Below are 17,069 nucleotides of genomic sequence, written 5' to 3' on the forward strand. Positions count from 1 at the left end.
GGTCTACCCCTTGGAAGAACCAAGAGTCAGCCCCGCAACAAACTGCCGCTGCAGGAGCAGGTAGATCACCAGGGTGGGGATGACCGTGATGACGGCACCGGCCGCCAAGAGGTTGTAGTTGTTCAGGAACTGGCCCTGGAGGTTGTTGATGGCGGTGGTGATCGGGAGCCGGTTGCCACTCTGGATGAACAGCAGCGGCCAGAAGTAGTCGTTGTAGATGAAGATGACCTGCAGGGTGCCGAGCGCAGCGAAGGCCGGCCGGCACAGCGGAAGGATGATCTCCCGGTACTGCCGCCAAATTCCGGCACCGTCCACCAGGGCGGCTTCGGTGAGGTCGGCGGAGAGCGCCTTCATGTAGTTGGAGAGCACGAACGTGCAGAACCCCATCTGGAAGGCCGTGTTGACCGCGATGACAATGATGTAGGTGTTCAGCATGTTGCCGGAATCGCTGAAGGAGTAGGGCACTTCGAAGTGCTTGGCCATCTCGAACAACGGCGCGGCAAGGACCTGCGGCGGCAGGAGGTTGCCGGCGGTGAACATGATGAGCAGGGTGATGTTGAACTTCCAGCTCACCCGGCTTACGGCGAATGCCATCAGGGAAGCCAGGAAAAGGGTCATGAGCACGGCAGGGACGGTGATGAGCACCGAGTTCCAGAAGTAGGTGGAAAATCCGCCCTGGGTCCAGGCCTGGATGAAGTTGTCGAAATTGAAGTCGCCCGCCAGGCTGAAGTAGCCGTGCTCGTTGGTGGATGCCACCGGACGGAGGGCAGTGAAGACGGACCAGCCCAGCGGGACCAGCCACATAACGGCCATGACGGTCAGGAAAATATGGGTTCCGTAGTGGCGTTTGGGCCGGCTGCCGGACCGGGGCCCCCCAGCGGTATCTTTCCTGCCGGTGCGGACTGCGGTAGTGCTCATGCTTTGTTCTCCTTGCCAAAGGTGCGGCTGAGGTAGAAGACGATGGGGACGAGGGAAATGACCAGCAGCACCACTGCCAGGGCCGAACCGACGCCGATCACCTGGCCTTCGCCCACCAGGTTCTGGATCACCAGGGCACTGAGCATTTCCAGGCCGTTGGTGCCGCGGTTGATGACGTACACGACGTCGAAGGCCCGCAGGGATTCGATGATGGTGATGACCACTATCACGATGTTGATGGGCCGCATGGCCGGGAAGACCACCCGGAAGAACGTCTGGACGGCGCTCGCGCCGTCGATGGCGGCGGCCTCCTTCAGGCTGGGGTCCACACCCTTGAGTCCGGCCAGGTAGAGGAGCATGACGTAGCCGGCATGCCGCCAGGTGGCTGCGATCATGGCGGCCCAGATGTTGACGGAGGAATCTCCGAACCAGTCGACGGCCTGCGGCGTCCCGGCTGTGCCCAGCAGGAAGTTCAGCAGACCGTTGTCGCGCTGGTAGAAGAGCTGCCAGATGATGCCGATCAGGGCCAGCGACAGCATCACGGGTGCAAAGAAGATGCTTTGGTAGATCTTGCTGCCGCGGATGTTCTGGTCCAGCAGCACGGCCAGCAGCAGGCCCAGCGGCGTCGCGATGAGGGCCAGGAACAGGAGCCACAGCATGTTGTGCTGCACCGCCGGCCAGAACGGCGGGTAGTCCTGGGAGATGTACTGGTAGTTGTCCAGTCCCGCGGGGCGGATGTCGCCCAGGTCCAGGCCGTTCCACCGGGTGAAGCTAAGGCCCACGGACATCAGCATGGGCAGCCACACCAAGGTCAGTTCGATCAGGGTGGGGATGCCCACCATCAGTGACAGGACCACCTTGTCCTGTCCGGACAGGCGGCGGACCCTGCCGCCCCTTGCCCGTTTCGCGGGAGCGCCTTCAGGCTCCCGTGATTCCGGCGGAACCAGTTCTCTTGCTGTGCTGCTCATGGAAGTTTTCCCTCGATTGGTCCGGACTCCGGGAAGGAACGACGACGGCGGAAGGCTGTGCCGCCGTCGTCGTTCCTTCCTGGATGGTTGCCTGTGATGCGCGGCTGACGGGGCCGGAGCTACTGCGCGGCGTAGAGCGTCTTGGCCTGTGCTTCGAGGTTCTTGACGTCCATCTTGCCGTCCTTGATGAAGCTCTGCAGGGCGGGAATCATCACGTTGTTGGCCATGGCCGGAAGGGCGTCGCGGTCGAAGAACTGGCTGATGTATTTTGCGTTGGCGATGGTGTCCGCACACGTCTTGTTGAGGGGCGTGAACTTCGACGTGTCGGTGCCCTTGGCCGTGGCGATGTTCGACGAATCCACTGCGGCGTAGGCGTCCTGGGCTTCGGCCGTCCCCAGGTATGCCATGAAGTCGCGGGCGGCTTTGTTCTCGCCGCCCTTCTTGGACAGCAGGAGGCCGTCAATGGGGGCTTCGACGGCGTCGCGGCCTTCCATGGCGATCTCCGGGAAGGCGAAGAATTGGATGTCCGACAGGACGGCGGGATCGGTGAACTGCTGGGTCACGAAGGATCCCAGCAGGTACATGCCGGTCTTCTTGGCCTCCAGCGCCTTTGCCGCGTCCTGCCAGGTCTGGCCGAGGGCGGCCGGGTCCTGGAAGGGAAGGAGTTCCGCCCATGTGTCAAAGACTGCGCTGACCTTTTGCTGGTCCCAGGATTCCTTGTGGGCGCAGAGGTCCACATGGAACTGGTAGCCGTTGAGCCGCATGTTGATGTAGTCGAAGGTGCCCATGGCGGGCCAGCCGTCCTTGTCGGCAAAGCCGATCGGGATGAGGCCGTCGGCCTTCATCTTGGTGGCCAGGGCCTTGAGGGCATCGAAGGTTTCCGGGACCTCGTAGCCCTTCTCCGCCCAGAGGCTCTTCCGGTAGAAGAAGCCCCACGGGTAGTTGTAGTTGGGGACGAAGTACAGCTTGCCGTCCGGGCCGGTGGAGGCCTTCTTCAGCGCGTCGGAGTAGTTGGCGCCGATGCTCTCCCAGACGTCGTCGATCGGTGCCAGCAGTCCCTTGCCTGCGTAGTACTGCATGCGGTAGCCGGCAAACCACGTGAAGGTATCGTCCGGGGAGCCCTGCAGGTAGGAATTGATCTTGTTCTGGAAATCGTTGTGCGGCACCACATTGGTGGTGACTTTCTTGCCGGTCTTGGCGGTGAAGGCATCGGTAACGGCCTGGTATGCCCGCTTGGGGACGTCGTCCGAGGATCCGGAACCGAAGGTGAGGCCGGGGGAGTCGGAACCCGTGGCCGACGGCCCGCTACCGCCCGTGCAGGCGGCGAGGAACGGAATGCCGGCCAGGCCTGCCGCGCCGACGCCGACGGTCTTGAGGATGGTCCGCCGGCTCGGATAAGCAGTTGCCGACGCATCAAACTGTGCTGCCATGTTCTCTCCCTTGAAAAATAGCTGCATGTGAGGCACCTCACATGCTCTGACTATAACCTCTCAAAAGAGAACAGGAAAGAACGGGAAACAACATTTTGACTGCATTCCATGTTTGAATCGTCACAAAGCAGTGCGGCCCCGCTTTTCCGCGCCGGAGCGGGGAAAAGCGGGGCCGACTGGCGCCCTTCAGCCGGGATTTCCGGCGACTGTTACTTTTTGAACGACGGCTATTTTCTGAGCGACTGGGCGATCTGGGCCATGACGGTGTTGTCCGCCAAGGTAGTGGCATCACCGACTTCGCGGCCCTCGGCGACGTCCTTGAGGAGGCGGCGCATGATCTTGCCGGAACGGGTCTTGGGCAGCTCCGGCACCACCAGGATGGTCTTGGGCTTGGCGATCGGACCGATCTCCTTGCTCACGTGGTTGCGGAGTTCCTGGACGATTGCATCCCCGGAGTCCACGGCGTCCTCGCGGAGGATCACGAAGGCGACGACGGCCTGTCCGGTGGTTTCGTCGGCGGCACCCACCACGGCCGCTTCCGCCACGGCGGGGTGGCTGACCAGGGCCGATTCGATCTCCGCGGTGGAGAGCCGGTGGCCGGAAATATTCATCACGTCGTCCACGCGGCCCAGGAGCCAGACGTCGCCGTCGTCGTCCTTCTTGGCGCCGTCACCGGCGAAATACATGGTCTCGAAGCGGGACCAGTAGGTTTCCTTGAAGCGTTCCGGGTCCCCCCAGATGCCGCGGAGCATGGCCGGCCAGGGCTCGCGGATGACCAGGAAGCCGCCGCGGCCGTTCGGTACGGATTCGCCGGCCTCATCGACCACATCCACGGCGATGCCTGGCAGCGGCACCTGGGCCGAGCCGGGTTTGGTCGCGGTGACGCCCGGCAGCGGGGCAATCATCTGGGCACCGGTTTCCGTCTGCCACCAGGTGTCCACGATCGGGGCCGGATTTTCCTTCTTTTCGCCGTTCTTGCCCGCGTTGGCGCCGATGACGTCGCGGTACCACATCCAGGCCTCGGGATTGATGGGTTCGCCCACCGAGCCCAGGACGCGGATGGAGGAGAGGTCGAACTTGGCCGGGATCTCCTTGCCCCACTTCATGAAGGTCCGGATCGCGGTGGGTGCGGTGTAGAGGATGGACACCTTGTACTTTTCGATGATTTCCCACCAGCGGCCCTGGTGCGGGGAGTCCGGGGTGCCTTCGTACATGACCTGGGTGGCGCCGTTGATCAGCGGGGCGTAGGCGACGTAGGAGTGGCCGGTGATCCAGCCGACGTCGGCGGTGCACCAGTACACGTCCGTTTCCGGGTGCAGGTCGAACACGGCCTTGTGGGTGTAGGCGCCCTGGGCCAGGTAGCCGCCGGTGGTGTGCAGGATGCCCTTGGGCTTGCCGGTGGTGCCGGAGGTGTAAAGGATGAACAGCGGGTGCTCGGAGTCATGGCCCACGGCCGTGTGCTCCGCGGAGGCTGCTCCAACGGTGTCGGCCCACCAATGGTCCCTGCCCTCGTGCCAGTCCACGTCCTGGCCGTTGCGCTTGACGACGACGACGTTCTCGACGGTGTGGCCGCTGCCGTCCCCTTCGTGGGACAAGGCGTCGTCCACTGCGTGCTTAAGCGAGCTGGGCTTGCCGCGGCGGTAGGTGCCGTCGGCCGTGACCACGAGCTTGGCTTCGGCGTCGTCGATGCGGGAGCGCAGGGCCTCGGCGGAGAAGCCGCCGAACACCACGGAGTGGATGGCGCCGATCCGGGCGCAGGCCAGCAAAGTGATGACCGCCTCCGGGATCATGGGCAGGTAAACGGCCACGCGGTCGCCTTTGGCCACGCCGAGGGATTCGAAGGCATTGGCTGCCTTCTTGACCTCGTCGGTGAGCTGCGCGTAGGTGTACGTGCGGGTGTCGCCGGGCTCGCCCTCAAAGTAGATGGCCACCCGGTCCCCGAGGCCGTTCTCCACATGGCGGTCCAGCGCGTTGTAGGCGGCGTTGATCTCGCCGCCGACGAACCACTTTGCGAAGGGAGGGTTGGACCAGTCAAGTGTCTGGGTGAAGTCCTTGCTCCAGGTGAGCAGCTCGCGGGCCTGCTTCGCCCAGAATGCGGGACGGTCGGCATCGGCCTCTGCGTAGTCCGCAGCGGTGACCACCGCGTTGGCGGCGAACTCCGCTGACGGGGCGAACTTGCGGTCCTCCTGGGAGAGGTTCTCGAAGGCGTCGCCCTGCCGGGGTGTTGTCGTGGTGGAGCCTGTGGTCTGTTGGGACATGGTGAACCTCATCATTCATCGATCTTTGCTGCGCGGGACGGACCGTCACCGGGCCACAGCCGGGCCGCATGCGCGGCATCGGGCGGCGGCTGGTCACGGCTGTACCGCAAAGAGCTGTTCCGAAATACACACTAATACCTGCCCCGCAGCGTGCGTGTGCCCCGTCACATAGTGAACCGTGAGCGGCATTTATTAAGCGCCGAGTGGTTCCGGGGCCCCGCATCCGGCGATCCCGGACGCGGTAGCCGGAAGCCTGGCCGGCCCCTCCTCAAGGGTCGCGTCCACCCCGTAAACAGGCGGGTGTGCTATGCAAATTCCGCTGGTATTCCGCTGCGTCCGCCTCCGGCCCGTCAGCTAGTGATCAGCCAATCACTTGGCTAGGCTGAGATGGAGTTGTGACATCCGATGGAGGCAACAGGACCGCTTGGCGGTCCCGTTTCTGCCTGCCGTTAGGAGGCGCTGTCCAGGGCGCCGCCGTGCTAAGGAGAACAGAATGAACCAGCAGAGCCATGGACAGCACAAAGCCGTCCATCAGCATCCCGGTCAGGCGACAGGCCCGGCGAATTCCGGCAAGCCGGCAAGTGCGGACGGGGCGAAGCCCGCGGGAAGCAGGCTGACCGGAAAGAAGAATGAAACGGTCCTTGGCGCGTTCACCGTGCGCGACCTCACCGTCTTTGCGTCGACGCTTCTTCTGTTTGTCGCGTCGCTGATCCCGATGTTCGCTTCCCGGTACAACCTGTGGAACCTGGGCAACCTCTTCTTCCTGGGCCTGGGGATCATCCTGCCCCTCATCGTGACCGCCCTTTTTGTAGCCCGCAGGCTGAGCCCCGAATCCAGGGTGCGGATCGGGTCCCTGTCCATTGACCAGTTCGCGTCTGTGGTCGCTTCGTTTTCCCTGGGGTTCTTTTTCCTGTCCGCCGCCCAGGAATTCGTACCGGTCCTGCTGGTGGGACTGATCGGATCCGTAGGACTCTTTGCGGCCACTGTGCTGGCACGCTTCATTCCGTTCCTGGCCGGCGACTTCCTGGACCGCGCCGAGGTTCCCGCGCATGTCGTGGCCCGTGAGTCCGCCGCACCGTTCCGCAAGCCCAGCGCCCCGAAGGAGCCCAAGCCCGCCAAGGAGCCCGGCTCCGGCACGTTGGCCGGCTGGTCGAAGCGACTGACGGCCGGTGCTGCAGGGGGCGGGGGTGCCGCCGACGCTCCCGCTGCAAGCAAGGGTGCCCCCGCAAGTGCGGTCCAGAACGGCGACCGTCCCTACGCCGGCGCCTCAGCTGGAGATACGCCGCTTGCGGCCACGCAGCATGGAGCAACGCAGTACGGGACACCACAGCATGTGCCAGCACAGCATGAGCCAGCACAGCGTGGCGCAGCCAGGCAGGGCGACGCCGTTCCGGCAGCTGCCGCAGGCGTGGCCGCATCATCGGGCCATGCGGCGGGCAACAACGCCGCTGCCGCCGCGGGGGCCGCCGCGGTAGGTGCTGCAGCCGCCAGCCGCGGTGCCGACGCGTCGCCCGCAACGCAGGCCGCCGACGTCGTTCCTTCCGCCTCCGAGCGGACGCAGGCCGCCGCAGCCGTTTCCGCCGCCTCCGAGCGGACTCAGGCCGCCGCAGCCGTTCCTTCCGTCTCCGAGCGGACGCAAGCCGCCGGACCCGCCGCCGGCCCCGAGCGGACGCAGGCCGCCGCAGCCGTTCCCGCCGCCTCCGAGCGGACGCAAGCCGCCGGCGGCCCGGAGGCCCACTCCAGTCAGGCCACAGGCGCAGTACCCTCCGCATCGGTTCCTGCTGAGACGATGCTGAACCCGCAGGTGAGGTCGCAGGAGCCCATCGGTGCTACGGTTGACCCCTACAGCCGGCCGGAGGAACACGAGGAGCAGCCGGTCCACGAGGCTTTCTGGTTCGCCGTGGCCCAGCCCCGCACTGCCATCGATGAGCGGACGGGCATGCCCGCGTTCGTGATCGATCCCGGCGGATGGGTTCTTGCCCTGGAAGACCGGGGGCACGAATTCCTGGTGCAGCACACTGACGGCCGGGTGGGCGTGCTGCGGGACCTCAGCAACATCGAGCGCGGCTAGCCGGCCGCCGGTGGCCACTCTTTCCGGCACCCCGAAGCCGGGCGGCATTATTCCGCGGACGTCCGGGGAATCCCTGCTGGGGCTGAAGCGGCGGGCCCGCAGGATCAACCGGGCGCTGGCTGAGCTTTACCCCTATGCGCACGCCGAGCTGGACTTCCGCAGCCCCTTCGAGCTCCTCGTGGCGACAGTGCTCTCGGCCCAGACCACCGATGTGGTGGTCAACCAGGTCACACCGATGCTGTTTGCCCGGTATCCGGACGCCCGGAGCATGGCCGAAGCCGACCCCGCCGAGCTCGAAGTGATCCTCAAGCCCACCGGTTTCTTCCGCGCGAAAGCGAGGAACGTCATGGCGCTGTGCAACCGGCTGGTGGACGAGTACGACGGTGAGGTGCCGCCGCGGTTGCAGGACCTGGTAACGCTGCCCGGTGTGGGTCGTAAGACTGCCAACGTGGTGCTGGGCAACGCCTTCGGCATTCCCGGGATTACCGTGGACACGCATTTTGGCCGCCTTGCCAGGCGGTTGGGCTGGACCGAATCCGACGATCCCGTCCGCGTTGAGGCCGATGTGGCCGAGCTGTTCGAACCGCGGGACTGGACCATGCTCTCGCACCGGGTGGTATTTCACGGACGGCGCGTCTGCCATGCACGGAAGCCGGCCTGCGGTGCCTGTGCGGTGGCCACGTGGTGCCCCAGCTACGGGGCGGGGGAGACGGACCCGGAGAAGGCACGCAAGCTGCTCAAATACGAGCTCGCGCCCGGGCAGGAGGCGCTCCTGGCACAACTGCTGGCTGAAACACACCGGGCTGCTGAAATCCGGATGGAATCACAAAAGCGGGGGAAATGACCGCCCGCCAGGACCTCGTGGACCTCATTGCCGCCATTGACGCCGGGAGCGGCCCGGCGCGCAATCCCTACTGGCGCGATCTCGCGGTGGATGACAGCGTTGCCCGCAAAGCCGCCGTGCTGATGCTGTTCGGTGCCTTGGACAACGTTCCGGCCGCTTCGGGAAAGCCGTTGGCACCGGCCGACCTTGATGTCCTGCTGCTGGAACGCGCCCACACGCTGGACGATCACCCCGGCCAGGTGGCGTTTCCGGGCGGCGGGATCGACCCCGGCGAGACCCCCATCGAAGCGGCCCTCCGCGAAGCCGAAGAGGAAACAGGGTTGGACTCGGCCGGGGTGGAAGTACTGGGTGCCATGCCGCAGCTGGCCTTGCCCCGCGGGAATTTCCTGGTGACGCCCGTCCTTGCCTGGTGGCACTCGCCTTCGCCTGTCCGGGTGGTGGACTACGGCGAATCGGCCCAGGTTTTCCGGGTCCCGGTCCGGGACCTTCTGGATCCCGACAACCGCGTGATGGCAACGGTCAGCCGGGCCGGCCAGTCGTTCCTGAGCCCTGCCTTCGTGGTGAACAAGGTGGTGGTCTGGGGCTTTACCGGGATGATCCTGAACGAACTGTTCGATCACCTGGGCTGGTCCGTTCCCTGGGACCGGTCGCGGTTGCACCAGATCGATGTGTGAACACCTAATGTAAGTCCTGGGCCGGCCGGTTGCCCGTCCGAGCGGCCCGCGGCGCTAGCCGGAAGCCAGTTCCCTCCGGGAGCGGTTTACGACCAGCCCGGTGGCTGCATTCTCGCGGACCGCGTTGATGCCTGCGACCACGCCTTTGAGCGTCTTGAACCGTGGCGAAACCGCCACCAACGTGCCGTCGTCGGCCGTGAGCCGGAAGTAGAAAGCTTCTTCCTCCGCGTTAACAATTTCAAATGTGCCAGCCACTATGTGGTGCCTCCCCAAGTTCCATGCGTCATTGCATCGGCCGGTCCTTTATCGGAGCTGCACTGCCACTGCTGCGAACCGGCTAATCGAGCTTAACCGGGATGTGAGACAGTCCACAAAGCTACCAACAGGTAGGTTACAAAGCGCGACTTACAGGGGCTATTTCGCCTTGTCGTAGGAGTCCACCACTGCCACGCTCACCGGGAATTCCACCGGAATCCGGCCGAACAGCAGTTCCTTGGCGGCCGCAGCTGCCTCCTCGATGGCCCGGATACACGCGTCCACGGAGTCGTCGGGGCAGTGGACCATCACTTCGTCATGAAGGAAGAACACCAGCTCGCCCGTGGGTCCGCCGGTCGAGCGCATGGCGCGGAGCCGCCGTCGTAACTCCGCCAGCCAGCAGGCCGCCCAGTCAGCTGCCGACCCCTGGACCACGAAGTTGCGGGTGAACCGGCCGCGGGAGCGGGCAATCGCGTCCGCCCGGCGCTGTTCCTCGGCGGTGGTGGATTTCTGGCTCTGCAGCCAGCGGTCCGACGGCGGCGGGCTGCTGCGGCCCAGCCTGGAGGTGACCGTTCCGCCGGCCTCTCCCTCCCGGGCAGCCTGTTCCACGAAGCCGACGGCACGCGGGTACGTGCGGGTCAGCTGCGGCATAAGGCGCCCGGATTCGCCGGTGGTGGCCCCGTAGATGGCACCGAGCAGGGCCACCTTGGCTTTGGCGCGGTCACCGCCGAATCCCTGGGCTGCGATGCCCGCATAGAGATCCTTGTCCCGGGCTGCTTCGGCCATTTTGGAGTCCTGGGCCAGGGCCACCAGCACCCGCGGCTCGAGCTGCGAGGCGTCAGCCACGATGAGTTTATGGCCGGGATCGGCGTGCACGGCGCCGCGGATCTGGCGCGGAATCTGCAGTGCTCCGCCGCCGCGCGATGCCCACCGTCCGGAGACGACGCCTCCCACCACATACTCGGGCTGGAAGCGGCCGTTGTTCACCCAGGCGTCCAGCCAGGCCCAGCCGTTGGCCGCATGGAGCCGTGCCAGCTTCTTGTAGGCGAGGAGAGGTTCGATGGCCGGGTGGCTGGATTCCTTGAGTTCCCATTGCCTGGTGGTCTTCACCTCAATGCCGTTCCGGTGCAGGGCGCGCATCAGTTCCTGGGGCGAATCCGGGTTGAGGCCTGGCGAGTTCAGGAGCCTGCGGAGCTCGGTGTTCAGCGCCTCGAGCTTGGCGGGCCGGTGGCCCAGCGGCGGGCGCGGGCCCAGATAGTCCGCCAGGATCTCTTCGTGAAGTTCTTCGCGCCAGGGAACACCGGTGTGCTGCATTTCCGCCGCGATCATGGCGCCCGCGGACTCAGCGGCGAGGAGCAACTGGAGGCGCTGCCTGCGGTTCGCGTCCGTGCCCGCCTGGCTGAGGGCTTCTTGTTGGGCGGCGTACTCAGTGCGCAGCTCCTCGAGTGAATGCCTTGGTGCCCGGCTGAGTCCGGAGTCCTCGAAAAGTGCCCCCTGATGTGCCGGCTGGGGCGGCGGCTGCAGGCTGCGTGGCGGCTGCTGCGAGTCGTCGTCCTGGGTGAGCTTTTCCGCGTTGCGGGCATAGGCAGTGTGGGCGGTGAACTCGGAGTGCGCCAGGATCGCTCCGCAGAGTGTGAGGTCGTAGCAGCGTTCCAGTTCAACCCCCGCCGCCAGGAGCGCCGGATACCAGTCCTGCGTCCGGTGCCAGATCCAGCGCGGGCGCCGCTTTTCGAGTTCACGTACGACGCCGGCCAGCTCGCCGGCGCTGATGAGGCGGGGTTTGGGGTTGGCAGCGGCGGCAGAGCCGTCCGCTGCCAGTTCCTGGAGGGCTGCGCCGTCGGCGTGGGCGGACAGCAGCAGGTACATAGTCCTAATTCTGCCTTGTGGAGTGCCATGTCGGCGCCGCAGTCCGCCCTGCAGGCAGCCTGTGCCCTTGTGCCGGTCCTGCGGGCCTACCGCGAGGTGGTCCTGCGGGCGCACTTCCCCTCCACAGGTTGTTCGGTGCCGGAGGTTGTCCACATGGCGTGTGCGGGGTCTGTCCGGACGGGTCGGCGGGTCGGCACAGTGTCAGGATGAGCAGGCAGCATCTTCACGAACCCACGCCGGAGCCCACGCCGGAATTCACGCCCGAATTCAGCGGCCTCGGCCCCGGCCCCGTGACGGCCCCGGGCCGAGGTATTGGTCCAGCCTCCGGAGCGTCAGCCGGGCCTCCGGAGCCGGGCATGGCGGCACGCCGTGCGGCGCGGGCCACAGCGCCGGGAGATGACGGCGTTTCGCGCCGAGAAGCGTCCCGGGCACGGAACGGAACTGAAGAAGAAGCAGCCAAACCGCGCGCCCAGGAAGGACGATCCACGCGCGGGCGGCAGACGCCCGGCCGGCAGGCTGATGCGGGCAGGCGGCCAGGCCAGGCCAGGGCGGCAGTCCGCGGAACCACGGCAAGGGATGCCCTGCCGGCCGCCCGGGCTCCCGGCGCCTGGCTTCCGGCCGAGTCTGCGGAAACGCTCTTGGTGACCGGCTTTGACTTTCTTCGCGGCGAGGTTGAACGGATCGTGGCCGCTGCCGGCGGCCAGATTCGCGTCGCAGCCGATGCCACCGAAGCGGCCCCTTTCTGGGACACCGCGGCCGTAGTACTCGTGGGCAGCGATATCCGCGAGCTGCCGCCCCGCCGCCGGGCACCTGCCGTGCTCGTGGGCCTGGGCGGTGAGGGCGACAGCCTCTGGCATCTTGCCGCGGCCCTGGGCGCCGAACGCGTGGCGGTACTACCGGATGCCGCCGCGTGGCTGGCTGAATACCTGAGCCGCTCACGGTCACCGGAAGCCGGCGGGCTCGTCCTGGGTGTGACAGGCGGGTGCGGGGGAGCCGGCGCCACTACCGCTTCGATCTGGATCGCCCAGGCTGCCGCGGAGTGGGGAGCCCGCGTCCTGTTGATTGATGGCGATCCCTGGGGCGGCGGCCTGGAACTGGCCCTTGCTGCCGAAGAATCACCCGGTCTGCGGTGGAACGACCTTTCAGAGGCGAGCGGGAGCATCGATCCGGAACAGCTGTCCGACGCGCTGCCCGTGGCGGGCGGGTTCTCCTTCCTGTCCTGGCCGGGCAGCCGCGAACGCCAAAAGGGTGTGGAGGCAGCCACCGTGGGCGGTGTCCTCGATGCCGCGCGGCGTGGGTACGAACTCGTCCTGGTGGACATCGGCCGCGGAACGGAGCCGCTGCGGACATTCGCCTGGGACTGCGACCGCATCCTCGTGGTGGCCCCCGCGCAGCTCAAGGCCGCCGTTTCGTCCGCCAGACTCCTGCAGGAACTCCCCCCGGTGGAGACTGCGCTGGTGATCAGGGGCAAGGCGGGAGCCGTCCTCGACGGGCCGCTGATCGCGGAATCCGTAGGGTTGCCCCTGCAAGGACTTGTTCCGGAGGTGAAGGGCACGGCCAACGCCACGGAGCTGGGCCGGCTGTTGGAAATGGGCCGCCGGCGCAGCGTGCGCCGGTTCGCCGCCTCGGTACTCGACCTGCTGGGTGGTGAGCTTCCATGAGCACGCCTCCGCAGATGCCGGGTCCGTCCCGGTTTCCCGGGCCGGCCGGCGGCCTCAGGCGGCGGCAGAACAGTGCACTCGACGCCGGGCTGCTCGAATCGGTCCGCGAATCAGTGATGGCCGATTCCGGTCCGGTGACCCCCTCCCGGGTGGCCGCTGCCGTTCAGGCCACGGGAAGGCTCCTGGGCACGGCGGGGTCGCTGGCCGCCGTCGAAAGGATCAGCGCAGAGCTCAACGGCCTGGGACCGTTGCAGGCGCTGACCAGGGATCCGTCCGTCACGGACATCTTCGTCAACGCCCCGGACTCCGTCTGGCTGGACCGCGGAAACGGCCTGGAGCAGGCGGCGGTGTCGTTCTCCTCCGAAAGCGAGGTCCGTTCGCTGGCGGCCCGCCTCGTGGCGGCAGGCGGGCGGCGCCTTGACGACGGATCCCCGTGCGTGGATGTCAGGCTTGAGGCCGGATACCGGGTCCACGCAGTCCTCCCGCCGATCTCGACAGCCGGGACGCTGTTGAGCGTCAGAATCCGCCGTCACCAGGTGTTTACGCTGGACGAGCTCCGGGACGGCGGCATGTTTGGTTCCTTGGTCCAGGACGTCCTGGAACGCGTGGTTTCACGGCGCCTGAGCTTCCTCGTCAGCGGTGCCACCGGGTCGGGGAAGACCACCCTCCTCTCAACGCTCCTGGGGCTGAGCGAGCCTGGCGAACGGCTCGTCCTGATCGAGGATGCTTCCGAGCTGAACCCCGTCCACCCGCACGTGGTGTCACTTGAGTCGAGGCACGGAAACCTCGAAGGCGGCGGTGCCGTGGACCTCGCCGAACTCGTACGGCAGGCCCTCCGAATGAGGCCCGACCGCCTGGTGGTGGGGGAATGCCGCGGAGCCGAGGTCCGCGAACTCCTGACGGCCATGAACACCGGACACACCGGCGGCGGCGGGACCATCCACGCGAACACAGCTGCCGCCGTGCCTGCCCGGCTCACGGCGCTGGGGGCCCTTGCCGGAATGGGCCAGGACGCCATGCGGCTGCAGGTTGCCAGCGCTTTGGACGTTGTGGTGCATGTTGAGCGGTCCCGCGGCATCCGTCAGGTGGCTTGCATCGGGGTGGTTGAAGACGGACCCCTCGGACTGGAAGTCTCGGCTGCCGTGGCCGTGCAGGCGGGTGCCGTCAGCTTTGGAGCCTCATGGCCGAAGCTGGCTCGAAGACTGGGCATTGATGCTTCCGGCGCCGCGGACCCCGGTGCCGGACCCGTGGGGCCAGTGCACAGGGGAAGCGAATGATGGTTCTCTTCGTCACAGCACTGGTACTCGCCGCATGGCTGATGGCCCGGCCGCCAGGTGGCCGTGCAGGGAGGATCCGCACAGCACTGAACCCCGGGCACCCGGACTCGCAAGGCAGGCGAGGCTCCCGAAGTGCGCTCGGGATCAAGGGAAGAGGCGGCCGGCCAGGTGGGGCACCGGTCTGGAACGCCATCCGGGCAGGGAAGTCGCGCCAACAAACCCAGGTAGTGCCCATGACGGTTGTGGTCCAGCAGTTGGCTGCGCTGCTCAAAGGAGGCCGTACGCCGTCACGGCTGTGGGACGAACTCTGGATGGTCTATTCCGTGGAGGAGCCGCCCGGACCCGGTGACGAGCCGGGACTCACCCCCGGGTCGTTGTCGATGGTGTCAGTGGCCCGGGCAGCCGCCCTGCGGGGCTCCCCCGTGGCGGAGGCCATTCGGGCGGCATCTGCTGCAGCCTTCCCCGGAGGCCAAAACCGCGAACGGCGCATCTGGGGCGAAATCGCGGCGTGCTTCGATATTGCCGCAGCGAGCGGCTGCCCGCTGGCCGACGTCCTGACCCGTCTGGCGGCGCAGCTTGAGGTGGAGGACGACGCCGAAGCCGCCCGCCAGACCGCCCTGGCAGGTCCGAAGGCAACGGTCACCCTCCTGACCTGGCTGCCCCTGCTGGGCCTGGGGCTCGGGGTTGCCCTAGGCGTGGATCCGCTGTCCATCCTGCTCGGCACGCCGTTTGGGATGGCTGCGCTCGCAGCCGGAGTAGCGCTGACGGTGGCCGGCCGGATCTGGTCTGCCAGGCTCGTCCGCTCTGCCATTGGAACACCATGACGGCGGAATGGCTGCCGTCGGCGGTCGTGGCACTTGTGCTGGCCGCGGCCGCTGCCCTGGCCTTGACCGGACGCGGTAGCCCGTACAGGAGACTTCTTCGGCGGAGCCGGCTGACCATGGACAACGGAGGGAACGGCGATGCCGGGACAACCCGTCCGGCTCTTCGGGCCGGGGAGGGCCTGCGCGACACCGCCATGATGCTGGAGCTGATCGGGGCCATGCTGGACGCCGGTTCGGGGATCGGGCGTGCACTGGAACTCGTCGCTGATTCAGCCTCACCTGAGTACCGCCATTCGCTCCGTCCCGTTGTGTCGGCGCTGGCCATTGGAGCCGACTGGGAAACAGCGTGGCGCAGTTCCGAGGTCAGGACTCCGGAGCTGTTGGTCCTGCGGCAGGCACTGGGCTTTGCCGCCCTGACCGGGGCGCCGTCGTCGGCCATTCTCTACGCACAGGCAGCCAGGCTGCGCAGGGAACGCTTCAGGGCGGCGGAGAAGCGTGCTGCCGCCCTCGGCGTACGGCTGGTGGTCCCGCTTGGCCTCTGTTCGCTGCCCGCCTTCGTCTGCCTGGGCGTGGTCCCGGTCTTGCTGGCGATGCTTCCCACCGGAAGCTGACCCAGGGTCCCGGATGGAGGGAGGCCCGACCGCGGCCAAGTCTTCCTCCACAGCCACGGCTTTCCGGGCTTTTCCACTTAGCCGAACCTCTCCCTTATCTCCATTCGGCCAAGCCGGGAGAGTCGAATCAGCCGGCAGATCAGCCGGAAAACAATGGAAGGAACTGCAATGTCAACTACATCCAACCACCGCCCGTACGCCCAGACTGAGCCCACCGGCCAGGCCGTCCACGCGGACGCAGAAGTGCTGGAGATCTACCCGGGTGCCCGGGAAGCGGCGCCCGTTTCCGGCAGGGCGCGACGGCGTCTTACGGGATCCGAAGTGGGAATGGCCACCGCGGAATACGCCATCGCTACCCTCGCCGCAGTGGGTTTCGCCGGGATCCTGGTGTTCATCCTTCGCAGTGACGAAGTCCGGGGCTTCCTGCTGAACCTGATCCGGACGGCGCTGGCGTTGCCATGACGCAGGGGTTACGCCGCTGCCGGGTGGCGGACCGCGGAGCTGTGACCGCCGAGTTCGCGGTGGCGTTGCCGGCTGTCCTTCTTCTCCTGGCGCTGCTGCTTGCGGGATCGGCGGCGGGGATTACCCAGCTTCGGCTCGAAGAAGCGGCACGGGCCGGGGCAAGGGCGCTGGCGCGAGGGGAAGACGCCGGCGCCGTGGAGGGTATCGTCCGGCAGCTCGCCGGGGGCTCGGCATCATCATCCATCGTGGGTGAGGGTGAATGGCTCAGTGTCACGGTTTCAGGAAGGGTGTCCGGGCCAGTCGGGTCCATCATCCCGTGGACGTTGTCCGCCCGGGCTTTGGCCAGGAGCGAAACCGCGGAGTCCGTGCGAGTCCGTCCGTCGGAGACGTGGACCGTACCGGCACACTCCGGGCACGTCCGGGAGCAGCGTCCCGAAGCTGTGGCCTCGTGAACGTGGCGGGGGCTGCGCACCCGGGAAATTCGGAACCGGCGAACGGCGAACAGGGAAATCCGAAACCCGGGAACGGCGAGCAGGGAAATCCGGAACCGGGCGGAGCACATGCCGGTGAGCCGGAACATGGCCATGAGCGCGGATCCGGAACAGTTCTTGCCGCCGGGCTCGGAATGGTGGTGATGCTAGCCATGGTGCTGATGCTGTTGCTTGCCCAGTCGGCCGTGATGGCATCCAGGGCAGCGGCGGCCGCCGACCTTGCAGCGCTGGCGGCCGCCGACGCGCTGCGCGGGATCAGCCAGGGCGTGCCGTGCTCCGTGGCGGCCGATGTTGCCGGCCGGCAAGGGGCGAGAATAACCAGTTGCACGGAAGGAGGAAGTGACACCGTCGAGGTCCGGACAGAGCTCTTGAACAGGAGCATGTTCGGCGTGGCGACCGGCCACGCCAGGGCCGGCCCGCCGCCATGACCGGGCACCATGCCCTGGCCCATTGGTCCGC

16 protein-coding genes are annotated in these 17,069 nt (G+C 66.8%); 10 read left to right on the top strand and 6 right to left on the bottom strand.

Annotated features, from left to right (window positions below):
• Window positions 1-3 precede the first annotated feature (3 nt).
• The 4 genes from JOE31_RS05565 to acs all read right to left on the bottom strand — a co-directional run bounded on the left by JOE31_RS05565 (window position 4) and on the right by acs (window position 5,574).
• The gene (locus JOE31_RS05565; protein ID WP_209742520.1) at window positions 4-918 is read right to left on the bottom strand and encodes a carbohydrate ABC transporter permease; all 915 of its coding nucleotides are present in this window, start codon (window positions 916-918) and stop codon (window positions 4-6) included.
• Entirely contained in the window at window positions 915-1,886 is a 972-nt protein-coding gene (locus JOE31_RS05570; protein ID WP_209742521.1) for a carbohydrate ABC transporter permease, read from the bottom strand. Before JOE31_RS05570 ends, JOE31_RS05565 begins: the two co-directional genes overlap by 4 nt.
• Before the next feature lie 119 nt (window positions 1,887-2,005).
• Window positions 2,006-3,316 carry an ABC transporter substrate-binding protein gene (locus JOE31_RS05575; RefSeq protein WP_245198987.1) on the bottom strand — a complete coding sequence of 437 codons (1,311 nt, stop codon included), beginning with the start codon at window positions 3,314-3,316 and terminating at the stop codon, window positions 2,006-2,008.
• A 227-nt stretch (window positions 3,317-3,543) separates the two neighbouring features.
• A complete protein-coding gene (acs, locus tag JOE31_RS05580) occupies window positions 3,544-5,574 on the bottom strand; it encodes an acetate--CoA ligase (RefSeq protein WP_209742523.1) in 2,031 nt (676 codons plus the stop codon).
• A gap of 493 nt (window positions 5,575-6,067) precedes the next feature.
• Here acs and JOE31_RS05585 point away from each other — a divergent pair, with 493 nt between their 5' ends.
• The 3 genes from JOE31_RS05585 to JOE31_RS05595 are packed head-to-tail and all read left to right on the top strand — an operon-like array spanning window position 6,068 to window position 9,163.
• The gene (locus JOE31_RS05585) at window positions 6,068-7,645 is read left to right on the top strand and encodes a hypothetical protein (RefSeq protein ID WP_209742524.1); all 1,578 of its coding nucleotides are present in this window, start codon (window positions 6,068-6,070) and stop codon (window positions 7,643-7,645) included.
• Window positions 7,646-7,655: 10 nt separating this feature from the next.
• A complete protein-coding gene (gene nth / locus JOE31_RS05590) occupies window positions 7,656-8,489 on the top strand; it encodes an endonuclease III (protein ID WP_307864373.1) in 834 nt (277 codons plus the stop codon).
• Window positions 8,486-9,163 (top strand): CoA pyrophosphatase, encoded by a 678-nt coding sequence (locus JOE31_RS05595; RefSeq protein WP_011693200.1) that lies wholly within the window; start codon window positions 8,486-8,488, stop codon window positions 9,161-9,163. The genes nth and JOE31_RS05595 overlap by 4 nt, the downstream gene beginning before the upstream one ends.
• A gap of 54 nt (window positions 9,164-9,217) precedes the next feature.
• Here the strand turns inward: JOE31_RS05595 and JOE31_RS05600 are convergent, their stop codons facing one another.
• On the bottom strand, window positions 9,218-9,418 hold the full coding sequence (locus JOE31_RS05600; RefSeq protein ID WP_209742525.1) for a YegP family protein: 201 nt from the start codon (window positions 9,416-9,418) through the stop codon (window positions 9,218-9,220).
• A 159-nt stretch (window positions 9,419-9,577) separates the two neighbouring features.
• Window positions 9,578-11,284 (bottom strand): bifunctional 3'-5' exonuclease/DNA polymerase, encoded by a 1,707-nt coding sequence (locus JOE31_RS05605; protein WP_209742526.1) that lies wholly within the window; start codon window positions 11,282-11,284, stop codon window positions 9,578-9,580.
• A 206-nt stretch (window positions 11,285-11,490) separates the two neighbouring features.
• On the opposite strand from JOE31_RS05605, the gene ssd reads away from it, so the two are divergent.
• The 7 genes from ssd (at window position 11,491) to JOE31_RS05640 (ending at window position 17,038) form a co-directional block, all read left to right on the top strand.
• Entirely contained in the window at window positions 11,491-12,945 is a 1,455-nt protein-coding gene (gene ssd / locus JOE31_RS05610; protein WP_374100807.1) for a septum site-determining protein Ssd, read from the top strand.
• Window positions 12,942-14,222, top strand: coding sequence for a TadA family conjugal transfer-associated ATPase (locus JOE31_RS05615; RefSeq protein WP_209742527.1), 1,281 nt, complete (start codon window positions 12,942-12,944; stop codon window positions 14,220-14,222). Before ssd ends, JOE31_RS05615 begins: the two co-directional genes overlap by 4 nt.
• Window positions 14,219-15,046, top strand: a complete 828-nt coding sequence (locus JOE31_RS05620; protein WP_209742528.1) for a hypothetical protein — start codon at window positions 14,219-14,221, stop codon at window positions 15,044-15,046. The genes JOE31_RS05615 and JOE31_RS05620 overlap by 4 nt, the downstream gene beginning before the upstream one ends.
• Window positions 15,043-15,657 (top strand): type II secretion system F family protein, encoded by a 615-nt coding sequence (locus tag JOE31_RS05625; protein WP_209742529.1) that lies wholly within the window; start codon window positions 15,043-15,045, stop codon window positions 15,655-15,657. The genes JOE31_RS05620 and JOE31_RS05625 overlap by 4 nt, the downstream gene beginning before the upstream one ends.
• A 168-nt stretch (window positions 15,658-15,825) precedes the next feature.
• The gene (locus tag JOE31_RS05630) at window positions 15,826-16,119 is read left to right on the top strand and encodes a DUF4244 domain-containing protein (protein ID WP_209742530.1); all 294 of its coding nucleotides are present in this window, start codon (window positions 15,826-15,828) and stop codon (window positions 16,117-16,119) included.
• The gene (locus JOE31_RS05635) at window positions 16,116-16,571 is read left to right on the top strand and encodes a TadE family type IV pilus minor pilin (RefSeq protein WP_209742531.1); all 456 of its coding nucleotides are present in this window, start codon (window positions 16,116-16,118) and stop codon (window positions 16,569-16,571) included. The genes JOE31_RS05630 and JOE31_RS05635 overlap by 4 nt, the downstream gene beginning before the upstream one ends.
• Before the next feature lie 2 nt (window positions 16,572-16,573).
• Window positions 16,574-17,038 (top strand): Rv3654c family TadE-like protein, encoded by a 465-nt coding sequence (locus JOE31_RS05640; RefSeq protein WP_307864375.1) that lies wholly within the window; start codon window positions 16,574-16,576, stop codon window positions 17,036-17,038.
• The last annotated feature ends 31 nt before the right edge of the window (window positions 17,039-17,069 follow it).

Source organism: Arthrobacter sp. PvP023, assembly GCF_017832975.1.
Lineage (GTDB): Bacteria > Actinomycetota > Actinomycetes > Actinomycetales > Micrococcaceae > Arthrobacter.

Coding starts and splice junctions, on each gene's coding strand:
- JOE31_RS05565 (WP_209742520.1), bottom strand. CDS start 918: ATGAGCACTACCGCAGTCCGCACCGGCAGGAAAGATACCGCTGGGGGG.
- JOE31_RS05570 (WP_209742521.1), bottom strand. CDS start 1,886: ATGAGCAGCACAGCAAGAGAACTGGTTCCGCCGGAATCACGGGAGCCT.
- JOE31_RS05575 (WP_245198987.1), bottom strand. CDS start 3,316: ATGGCAGCACAGTTTGATGCGTCGGCAACTGCTTATCCGAGCCGGCGG.
- acs (WP_209742523.1), bottom strand. CDS start 5,574: ATGTCCCAACAGACCACAGGCTCCACCACGACAACACCCCGGCAGGGC.
- JOE31_RS05585 (WP_209742524.1), top strand. CDS start 6,068: ATGAACCAGCAGAGCCATGGACAGCACAAAGCCGTCCATCAGCATCCC.
- JOE31_RS05595 (WP_011693200.1), top strand. CDS start 8,486: ATGACCGCCCGCCAGGACCTCGTGGACCTCATTGCCGCCATTGACGCC.
- JOE31_RS05605 (WP_209742526.1), bottom strand. CDS start 11,284: ATGTACCTGCTGCTGTCCGCCCACGCCGACGGCGCAGCCCTCCAGGAA.
- ssd (WP_374100807.1), top strand. CDS start 11,491: ATGAGCAGGCAGCATCTTCACGAACCCACGCCGGAGCCCACGCCGGAA.
- JOE31_RS05615 (WP_209742527.1), top strand. CDS start 12,942: ATGAGCACGCCTCCGCAGATGCCGGGTCCGTCCCGGTTTCCCGGGCCG.
- JOE31_RS05620 (WP_209742528.1), top strand. CDS start 14,219: ATGATGGTTCTCTTCGTCACAGCACTGGTACTCGCCGCATGGCTGATG.
- JOE31_RS05625 (WP_209742529.1), top strand. CDS start 15,043: ATGACGGCGGAATGGCTGCCGTCGGCGGTCGTGGCACTTGTGCTGGCC.
- JOE31_RS05630 (WP_209742530.1), top strand. CDS start 15,826: ATGTCAACTACATCCAACCACCGCCCGTACGCCCAGACTGAGCCCACC.
- JOE31_RS05635 (WP_209742531.1), top strand. CDS start 16,116: ATGACGCAGGGGTTACGCCGCTGCCGGGTGGCGGACCGCGGAGCTGTG.